9 protein-coding genes and 1 pseudogene are annotated in these 9,446 nt (G+C 70.4%); 3 read left to right on the top strand and 7 right to left on the bottom strand.

The window, feature by feature from the left end; genetic code table 11:
- Positions 1-318 (top strand): annotated as a pseudogene (locus V7E05_RS12405) (acyl-CoA desaturase); the annotation flags it as partial.
- Positions 319-365: 47 nt separating this feature from the next.
- On the opposite strand, the gene V7E05_RS12400 reads toward V7E05_RS12405, so the two are convergent.
- From V7E05_RS12400 to V7E05_RS12385, 4 genes are all read right to left on the bottom strand, one after another.
- Complete coding sequence (locus V7E05_RS12400) at positions 366-1,010, bottom strand: M23 family metallopeptidase (protein ID WP_333619958.1); 645 nt, start codon at positions 1,008-1,010, stop codon at positions 366-368.
- An 81-nt stretch (positions 1,011-1,091) separates the two neighbouring features.
- Positions 1,092-2,330, bottom strand: coding sequence for an ATP-binding protein (locus tag V7E05_RS12395; RefSeq protein ID WP_333619957.1), 1,239 nt, complete (start codon positions 2,328-2,330; stop codon positions 1,092-1,094).
- A 2-nt stretch (positions 2,331-2,332) separates the two neighbouring features.
- Positions 2,333-2,953, bottom strand: a complete 621-nt coding sequence (locus tag V7E05_RS12390; protein ID WP_333619956.1) for a GNAT family N-acetyltransferase — start codon at positions 2,951-2,953, stop codon at positions 2,333-2,335.
- 9 nt (positions 2,954-2,962) lie between these two features.
- Positions 2,963-3,682, bottom strand: a complete 720-nt coding sequence (locus V7E05_RS12385; protein ID WP_333619955.1) for a class I SAM-dependent methyltransferase — start codon at positions 3,680-3,682, stop codon at positions 2,963-2,965.
- A 78-nt stretch (positions 3,683-3,760) separates the two neighbouring features.
- Here V7E05_RS12385 and V7E05_RS12380 point away from each other — a divergent pair, with 78 nt between their 5' ends.
- The gene (locus V7E05_RS12380; protein WP_333619954.1) at positions 3,761-5,272 is read left to right on the top strand and encodes an acyclic terpene utilization AtuA family protein; all 1,512 of its coding nucleotides are present in this window, start codon (positions 3,761-3,763) and stop codon (positions 5,270-5,272) included.
- Here the strand turns inward: V7E05_RS12380 and V7E05_RS12375 are convergent.
- From V7E05_RS12375 to V7E05_RS12365, 3 genes are all read right to left on the bottom strand, one after another.
- A complete protein-coding gene (locus V7E05_RS12375; protein WP_333619953.1) occupies positions 5,262-5,705 on the bottom strand; it encodes a hypothetical protein in 444 nt (147 codons plus the stop codon). The two genes, V7E05_RS12380 and V7E05_RS12375, sit on opposite strands and share 11 nt — an antisense overlap.
- 149 nt (positions 5,706-5,854) lie before the next feature.
- On the bottom strand, positions 5,855-7,582 hold the full coding sequence (locus tag V7E05_RS12370) for a long-chain-fatty-acid--CoA ligase (protein ID WP_333619952.1): 1,728 nt from the start codon (positions 7,580-7,582) through the stop codon (positions 5,855-5,857).
- 136 nt (positions 7,583-7,718) lie between these two features.
- Positions 7,719-8,435: a mismatch-specific DNA-glycosylase gene (locus V7E05_RS12365; protein ID WP_333619951.1), complete on the bottom strand. Its 717-nt coding sequence runs from the start codon at positions 8,433-8,435 to the stop codon at positions 7,719-7,721.
- A gap of 162 nt (positions 8,436-8,597) precedes the next feature.
- Between V7E05_RS12365 and V7E05_RS12360 the strand changes: the two genes are divergently transcribed.
- A partial coding sequence (locus V7E05_RS12360; RefSeq protein ID WP_442891676.1) for an aldehyde dehydrogenase family protein occupies positions 8,598-9,446 on the top strand: 849 nt, incomplete at its 3' end.

Here is a 9,446-nt window from a genome sequence, read left to right as displayed (position 1 = left end):
GACCTGCCCAGCAACCGCTACGAGGAGATCGCCGTGCGGGTGCGCGAGATCTGCGAGAGGTACGACCTGCCTTACACCACCGGCTCGCTCGCGCAGCAGTACTGGCAGTCATTCCGTACCATCGCGAAGCTCGCCGTGCCCAATGCGATGCTCAAGGCGACGTCCGACGACGCCCCGGAGACCGCATCCGAGCTGCGCTTCGCCATCCGCGAGGGGTTCAACAGCCACTTCGGCGTCGACCAGGAGACCGGGAAGCGTCGTGGGCTGCGGACCGCGCTGCGTGAGCTCAAGGAAGCGCCCGTCCGGGCGGCGGGGTAGGGGCGAGGCGGGGTAGGGGCGAGGCGGGCGGTGTTGTGTCGCCCGGCTCAGATCTCCACGATCTCGGACTCCGCCGGCAGCTCCGGCGCGCCCAGGCTGCAGAACCGCAGCGGGATCCCGGCGGCGTGCTCCCAGTCGGTGGAGTCGGTGGCCTGCAGGTGGACGTGCGGCTGCGTGCTGTTGCCCGAGTTCCCGCATTCGCCGATAGCCCGGCCCTGCTCGACGAAATCGCCGTCGCGGACGCGTATCGAGCCGCGGCGCAGGTGGGCGAGCAACACGAAGGGACCCTCGCCGGTCGGATCGATCACCACGTAGTTGCCGGCGAGAGCGGGCACGCCCTCGCGGAGGCGGCGCCCCTGTGTCGCCGAGTAGCCGAGGAGCGATAGCTGGGACCGGCGGGCTATGCGGTCGCATTCGCCGTCATACGACTCGACGATCCTCCCAGCCAGCGGCGCGAGCACGGGCGCGCCGAAACCGACGAACTTCTCGGGATCCTCCGTGCCGAACACGGAGGCGAGCGAGAGCGGAGCGCCGCGGCCGTGCTCGCCGACGGCGACGAAATCGATGGCATACGAGGTGCCGAGGAGATCCGTGCCGTGGCTCGGGACGCGGCGCGCGGGACTGTTCTTCGCCCGCCAGCGGCCGGTAAACGGGTAGGACAGCGTGACGGGAGCAGGGGTGTTCGAGGTCACACCACCATGGTGCCCATGTGACGGTGGCCGAATCGACAATTCGACCGTACGGTTTCGTGAACTATGCGTTGCGGGATGCCATCAATCGTCCGGAAACAGCATCCGCGCGATCTCCTCGTGCCGCGGCGGCTTGTGGATCGGGGAGAGGTCGGGAATCGACGTGCCTTCCGCGCGCACATGCTCCTGGAGGTAGGGGACCGCGAAATCGAGGCGCCCGTGTTGCGGCCGGTACATGACCCCGACGCCGACGAGTGAGGTGAGCGTATTGTTCGCCGTCTGCTCCGTCCAGCCGAGCGCCTCGCGGACCGTGCGTGCCTCGGCGGGCAGTTCCGCGGCCGCGGCCGCCTCGACGTACTCGCGCTGCCGCTCTGTGAGCCCCTTGAGTGCGGTCCAGTGGAGCTGCTGTCGCATGTGCTCGCGGAAACGCGGAATGGTCGAAGCGATGTCGTCGGCTCCGATCTCTACATTTGTGACGCCGCCTGCGCGCTCGCTTATGAGGTCCCAGAGTTCGCGGCCGAAGAGCTGGATGAGGTGCGGATTGGATTGCGTGATCTGCGCGGCGAGTTCGGCGGCGTCGGGGGAGATGCGGCGTCCGGCGTCATAGAAGGGGTCGAGCAGGGCGGTGCGGGTGTCCGCCTCGCCGAGCGGGCCGAGCTCGACCGTGAGCGCGCGGCGCAGGAACGTGGTGCGCGGCTCCTCGAGGAGCGCGTGGACGTTGGGCGGCAGCCCCGCGCCGACGAAGACGATGGGGAAGTCCTCGCGGGTGAGCGCCTGGGTGACGGCGGCGACCTCGGCGAGATCGTCGAGCGCCTGGCGGTGCATCTCGTCGACGGACAGCAGGACGCCGGTGGGGCGGCCGGCGGAATGGCCGCCGGAATGGCCGGCGGCCGCGCCGGCGGTGTCGACGAGCTCGCGGAGGCGCGATTCGAGCGTAGGCTTGCTCGGGTGGATCTGTTTGCGGGTCGTGGAGATCTGCCCGACGGACGCGATCTGCACGCCCGTGACCTGCGCGCGCTCGGTCTTTCCACCCTCGAGGGCGCGGAGCATTTCCGGGATCTCGCTGTCCACGAGCTTGTCCACGAGGTTCGCCGAAGCCGTGGTCGACAGCGGAAGCCAGCCCTGCTCGAGCGCGGCGTCGCGGGCGAGGGAGAGAAGGACGGTCTTGCCCATGCCGCGGTGGCCGCGGATGAGGAAATGCTCGCCGCCGCCGTCGACCATGGCATCGCGGATGCGCCCGACGTGCATGTCGCGGCCCGCGACGATCGGCGGCATCCGCCCGAATCCCGGGCGGAAGGGGTTGGGCTCGGGACGCGCGGCCACGGCTAGAGCTCCCGCTCGAAGTACTGCGAGCGCGCTTCGCGATCGGGGTCCCTTGCGTAGACGCGTGGGCCCGGCTCGATCTCCGCCGGAACCGCGCCGACTTTGGCCATGGCTGCTCGCGAGCGCTCGTTCGCGATATCCGCACGCAGGCGGACCATCCGGAATCCGTGTTCGCGGAGCGTGGCGAACAACCCTTCCTTGACCTTGACGTTCGCGCCCGTGCCGCGCGCGGCCTGCGCCATCCACGTGTAGCCGATCATGCAGGTCCTCGCGGACAGGTCCCAGTTGTAGAGGCTCGTGCAACCGATGGGCCGGTCGCCGTTCCATACGGCGTAGGTACAACGCGGTGCATCCTCGGCGAGGAAGCCCGAGAGGCGGCCGCCGCCGGCCGGGATCGACGTAAAGAACCGAAACGTCTCGCCGATCTCCTCCTCGGGAACCATTTCGTCGACCGCGGCGATCTCGTTCGCGTCTCCTCCCGCTTCGAGGGGGCGGAGGCGTCGCAACTCGAAGGGAGCGGCGTCGATGCAGTCGGGGAAGTCCGTCGAGGGCGCGGGCTCGCTTGAAGGGGCGCTAGCTGGTCCGCTCGCAGGCTTGGCCGAATCGGGCTGACGTTCGGACATGCCCCGAGGCTACTTCCCGCGCGGCGGCATCGGTGCGCCGAGCTCTCCGGAATCGCGGCGCAGCACGCGCAGGGAATCCTGCACGGCGACCTCGGTGAACTGCCCGGTCGCAAGCGCCCGCTCGTAGATCTCGAACGGCGGACGGCCGCCGTCGGCGGGGTCGGGGAACACGTCGTGGATCAGCAAGGCTCCGCCGATTGCGACCCACGGCGCCCAGCCCTCGAAGTCCGCGTGGGCCGCGGCCTCGGAGTGCCCGCCGTCGATAAATACGAATCGCGCGGGGGTCGACCACACCGAGGCCGCCGCGGGCGACGAACCCACGAGGGGCAGCACGATGTCGTCGAGCCCGGCATCCCACAGGGTGTGACGCAGCAGGCCGAGGGTCTCGATGCGGCCGGTGTGCTCGTCGACCAGCTCGGCATCGTGGTACTCCCAGCCCGGCTGGTGCTCCTCCGAACCCCGATGATGATCGACCGTGACGATCCGGCCTCCCGCCGCCCGCGCGGCCTCGCCGAGGAGCACGGTCGAGCGGCCGGCGTACGTGCCGATCTCGATGCCCACGGGCGGCCGTCCCGCGGCCGCATTGCCGCCTGCTGCGCCGCCCTCGGCGCCGCCGGACAGGTACTCGTACGCGATCTCGTAGAGCACCCGACCCTCGTCCTGGGGCATAAAGCCCTTCGTGGCCTCGAAAACGGCGAGGGACTCGGCGGAGATCGCAGGTGCTTCCATGCGAACCAACCTAGCGTGCCGGGCTCGGACGCCGGGGCCCGACGGTACGGTGTGTAGAGAATCGTCCAGGAGGAGCAGATGGCTGAGGTCGGCAACGCCGAGGGTGCGCCCGCCGCCGGGATCGCGGGCGGCGCAGGAGGCAAGGCGCTGCGGGTGGCGAACATGTCGGCGCGCCGCGAGGATCGCGCGGGCGCGATGCGCGAGTTCCTCTCCGGCGCAGCGTTCGACGTGCTCGCCATGGATCTGCTCTCCGACGTCGCCGTGGTGCGCCTCGCCGGCGAGGCGGCCGCCGGGGGAGACGGCTTCGAGGAGACCTTCCTCACCCAGCTCGAGAGCGCGGCCGATCTCGTCGCTGAGACCGGCGTCTCCATCGTCACCAACGCCGGCGCTCTCGCCCCGGAGGCGCTCGCGGCCCGGGTCTCGGCGCTGCTCACCGATCGCGGCATTGAGCTGCCCGTCGCGTGGATCGACTCCGGCAGGTATGACGCCGCAGGTCTCGGCACCCCGGTCGGCGATGCCGCCGAGCCCGGCGAAGCGGAGCCGGTGGCCGCCACCGTCTCGTACGGCGCGTTCGGCATTGCCGGGGCGCTGCGCCGCGGGGCGCGGATCGTCATCACCGGCCGCGTCTCGCGGGAAGCGCTCGTCCTCGGCGCAGCGGTCGCGCACCACGGCTGGACCAGGGACAACCTCGACGCGTTGGCCGGAGCCGTCGCCGTCGGCCACGTGATCTCCGGCGGTCCCGGAGCCACGGGCACCTCGCAGGGTTCCACGGACCAGACGCGCTCGCACGTCGATCCCGTGGCCGGCGGTTACCCGGTCGCCGAGATCCATGCGGACGGATCGGCGATCATCACCCGGCACCCGGGCGCGATGGGCTCGGTCACCGTCGGCACCGTTACCGATCAGCTGCTCGACGGCATCGGCGGCGCCCGCTACCCGGCGCCCGACGTGGTCCTGCGGATCGACAGCCTCCACGTCGAGCAGGAGGGATTCGACCGGGTCTCGCTGCGCGGCGCGCGTGGGGAGCTGCCGCCCGATTCGCAGGCGGCCGTCCTCGTGTGGGGGCCGGACGAGGCGACAGGCGCACTCGCCCGGCGCGAGCTCCGTTGGTACTCGCGCGAGCTCTCGACGTGTGTAGTGACCCACGCCGATGGCAGCGCCGAGCCGATCGGCGGGCCGCTGCGCACCGCCCCGATCGGAGCGGGCACCGTCCGCGATGTCGCGACGTACGTGCCCGAGGTCGATGCGGCCGTGCCCGGCGGGGCGCCCCGTCCCGCCCAGCTCGGGACCCTCGCCGGGGTGCGGGTCGGAGCGCTGGGCGCCGGGTGCAACATCGCCGTGTGGGTCTGGGATGACGCCGCGTATTCGTGGCTCCGTGAGGCCTTCGGTGTTGCCGAACTCGAGGCCGCCCTGCCGGTCGTGGCCTCCGCCGTCACCAAGCGGTACGAGCTGCCGAATCTCCGCGCGGTCAACTTCGTCGTGGACGGGGCATCACCCGAAATCCAGGCGCGGGCGATCGCCCGGCTCGGCGCGGAGCTGCGTGCGGCCGAGGTCGATGTCCCGGGAGAGATGCTCGAAGTCAGCCCGTAGGCCGCACGCCGGTTTCGGCCCCGTCTTCGGCCTTCGGCCACGCGCCGATGCGGAAGACGCGGCCCCAGCGGTCGACGAGCCGCGCCGAGGCCCGCGCGGGGGAGACGAGGAAGATTCCTGAGTAGCCGTTCTCCTCCACCTGCGCGGCGAGCGCGTCGGCCTCGTCGCGCGTGGCGGCGCGGACGGCGATCTCTCGCCAGTCGTTGCGCGTCGAGCTCGGAAACCGCGTGGCGAGCACCACCGCCGGCTGCGGCGCGCCCCTCTTTGCCGCGCCCCTGCGCCCACGCATTCCGCGGCGGCCCGTCGAACCGCCTCCCTGGCCGCCCGAGCCACTGCCCGCGGCGCCCGGAGTGCCGTCCACAACGGCCTGCGCTCCCGCCTCGGTCTCTGCCTGCGCCGTCGCCTGTGTCGAAGTCTGCGCCGAAATCTGCATGTCCCGCCCCTGTCCGTGTATATGCCGGTTCGCCCTACGGCCAGCGGCGGTGTGCCGCCGGTTTCCGCGAACTTCTGGGGACGAGTGTCGGATCCGAATCGGGGACGAGACTTCGATCCGCCGTGGAGCTTCCTGTGTGTTCCCGGCTATTACTCGGAGATCCCGAGCTCCTCCATGACGTCCTTGCGGACCTCGACGCGGCGCACCTTCCCGAGCTGATCGGAGGCGAGCTCGTCGAAGGCGAGGATCTGCTTGGGCGCCTTGTACGCGGTGAGGTTTTTCTTCGCGTGGGCGCGGAGCGTCTCGACGTCGAGGCTCGCGCCGGGAGCGAGGACCACCGCGGCGACGACCTTCTCCGAGCCGTCGTCCTTCGGCACGCCGACCACGGCGGCCTTCTCCACGGCGGCGTCCTGCTCGAGGACCTCCTCGACTTCCTGCGGGAAGACGTTGAAGCCGCCGGTGATGATCATCTCCTTGATGCGCGAGACGATCTTGATAAAGCCGTCTTCGTCCATGACCCCGACGTCGCCGGTGCGGAACCAGCCGTCGTAGAAGGAGTCGGCGTCGGCGTCAGGCCTGTCGAGGTAACCGGAGAAGACCTGCGGGCCACGGGCGATGAGCTCGCCCTCCTCGCCGATGGGCCGATCGTTGCCGGGGTTCTCCGGGTCGACGATCCGGATCTCGGTGTCGGGGACGGGCACGCCGATGTAGCCGGGGCGCCGCGACTCGTCCGCAGGATTCGCGGTGAGCATCGGGGAGGTCTCCGACAGTCCGTAGCCCTCCGTAATGAGGCTGCCCGTGGTCTTCTCCCACCGCTCGATGACGGCGACGGGCATCGATGCCGCACCCGAGAAGGCTGCCCGGATCGTATCGAGCCCGAGCTTCTTCTCCTCGGCGATGTCGAGCATGGTCTTGTAGATCGTCGGGACACCGGGAACCCACGTGAGCTCGCGCTTGGCGAGTACGTCGGTGAGTAGCTCCTTGGTGGGCGAGGGCAGGAGCACGATCTCGCCGCCGATGTACGGCGCGAGGATGAGGTTGAGAGTCGAACCGTAGGCGTGGAACATCGGCAGCGCCGCGAGCATGACGTGGCGGACGTCCTCGCGGAGGGTCGGCACCCAGGCGATGCCCTGATGGATGTTCGCCCGAAGGTTCGCGTGGGTGAGCGGCACGCCCTTCGGCTTGCCGGTGGTGCCGGAGGTGAAGAGCATGAGCGCGCGGTCGTCCTCGCCCACGGTGGCCTCTGCCGCGGCCTCGCGGCCCTTCGCCGCGGACGCCTTGTCGACAAGCGCATCGAAATCCTCGTGCCCCGGCGCGGCCTCGCTGAGCTGGGCGCGGAGCTTGCGCAGCGGGGGGAGGGGCAGCAGGAGCGGGATCCGCTTGCTCAGCGGCATCGCCTGGAGGAGGTCGACGGTGATGATCGACTCGAGCGGCGCGTCCTTCGCGACCTCCTCGATGATCTCGACCGACTTGTTCCACACGACCGCCACGCGAGCCTTGTGGGCCTGGAACGGAGAGCTCAGCTCGGCCGCGGTGTAAAGCGGGTTGTGCTGGACGGCGCAGGCGCCGATCGAGAGGGTGGCCCAGAAGGCGATGACATTCTGGGGGCTGTTCGGCAGCACGATGGCGACGTTGTCGCCGGCGCGGACGCCCTTGTCCCGCAGTACCGCAGCGAACCGGTCGACCTTGTCGCCGAGCTCGGCCCACGTGATCGTCTTGCCGAAGAAGGACGTGGCCGGTCGCTTCGCGTAGATGCGGACCGCGCGGGCGAAGGCGTCGACGAGGGTCTCGTGCCCGTAGTCGAGATGGAGCGGCACATCGTCCGGGTACGACTTCGCCCAGATCGGTGCGTCGCTGCCGGCATCTTTCGCGTTCACTTGATCGACCTCCCGCGCTGATTGCGCTCGCTAGTTCCGCCGCGTCGACATCCGACTCGAGTTTCCAACCGACAACGTACCTGCGGCACGAATCCCGACGCTCGGGGAGTGCGGCGTCCGCGGCAGAATGTGAGCGCTATTTACTCGCCTCCCATACTTCCTTCCACTTCGCGGCGAGGCTGTCGATGTTCTCGTGGGCGTTGAGTCCGCTGGGCTGCGGGACGACCCAGAGCTCGATGCCGTCTGGCCAGCCCTCGATTCCCGCGGTGTCCTGTCGGCCGAGCCGGGCCTTCTTGTCTCCGAAGGCGGTGCGGTACGCGGTGATCCCGGCGATCGCCACGACCCGCGGGCGGAGCTCGGGGTCCGGCCCGGAGATCCGCTCGACGAGCCGGTGCCCGCCCGCCCGGAGTTCCTCGGCGGTGAGCTCGTCCGCCCGTGTGGTCGCCCGCCCCACGAGGTTGGTGAGCCCCATGCCCGCGCGCACGAACGCCTCGGCGTCTTCGTCGTCGAGCCCCGTGCCAGCATCGACGCGCCGCGGGGTGAGCTCCGCGGCGTGGAGCGAGGGCCAGAAACGGTTCCCGGGACGGGCGAATGGGGCGTTGACGGCGGCCGTCCAGAGCCCCGGGTTGACCCCCACGATGAGCATCCGGAGAGGCAGCTCGGGGATCGGCAGGAGGTCGTCGATCGAGTCAGGGTCGTCGACGGCGAACTCCGGGAGGTCGGCGGTCGTGGGCTTGCGCCCGCCCAGCGGAGAGGGGCGGCGCGGACGATAGGACGGCGCTCCGCCGCCCTCGCGCGCCGTGCTCTGCGTGTGCTCGCACGCGTCGCGAGATCCTTCTCGGTCGTTGGACATCGCCCTCAATCGTGGCACGCCGGCGGATTTCGGGTACGCGGGCGGCCAGTGAGCCGAAACTCACCGGAACCGCATCTCGATTCACGTACTGTGTGTTGGGTCACTTGGATTTGTAGCTGAGCAATGGGTCGGCGTCACCGCCGGCACGAACGGAGGATGTACGTGGGTAGCGAGCTTCGGAGGATTCAGCACTACATCGATGGGGCGCGCGTCGAGGGCGCGGGCGGCAGGGAGGCCGAGGTCCTCGACCCGAGCCTCGGGCGGGCGCAGGCCGTCGTTCCGCTCGCGAGCAAGGCCGAGGTCGACGATGTCGTCGCCCGCGCGGCCGAGGCGCAGCGCACGTGGGGCGCGACGAACCCGCAGAAGCGCGCCCGCGTGCTCTCCCGCTTCGTCGACCTCGTCCACGAGAACGCGGACGAGCTCGCGCGCCTCCTGTCGAGCGAGCACGGCAAGACCATCCCCGACGCCCACGGCGACATCCAGCGCGGACTCGAGGTCATCGAATTCGCCGTCGGCGCTCCGCACCTGCTCAAGGGCGAGTACACGAACTCGGCGGGCACGGGCATCGACGTGTACTCGATGCGCCAGCCCCTCGGCGTCGTCGCCGGGATCACCCCGTTCAACTTCCCGGCCATGATCGCGCTGTGGAAGATCGGCCCGGCGCTCGCGTGCGGCAACGCCTTCGTCCTCAAGCCCTCCGAGCGCGATCCCTCGGTTCCGGTCCGGCTCGCGGAGCTGTTCACTGAGGCCGGCCTCCCCGACGGCGTCCTCCAGGTCGTCCACGGCGACAAGGAGGCAGTCGACGCGCTCCTCGACAACGACACGGTCAAGGCCGTCGGCTTCGTGGGCTCGACCCCGATCGCGCAGTACATCTACGAGCGCGCGGCCGCGAACGGCAAGCGCGCCCAGTGCTTCGGCGGGGCGAAGAACCACGCGATCGTCATGCCCGATGCCGACCTCGACCAGGTCGCCGACGCTCTCGTCGGCGCGGGCTTCGGCTCGGCCGGCGAG

This window comes from Dietzia sp. (assembly GCF_036741115.1).
In the GTDB taxonomy this organism is placed as follows: domain Bacteria; phylum Actinomycetota; class Actinomycetes; order Mycobacteriales; family Mycobacteriaceae; genus Dietzia.
This window is presented reverse-complemented; position numbering and strand designations above follow the sequence as displayed.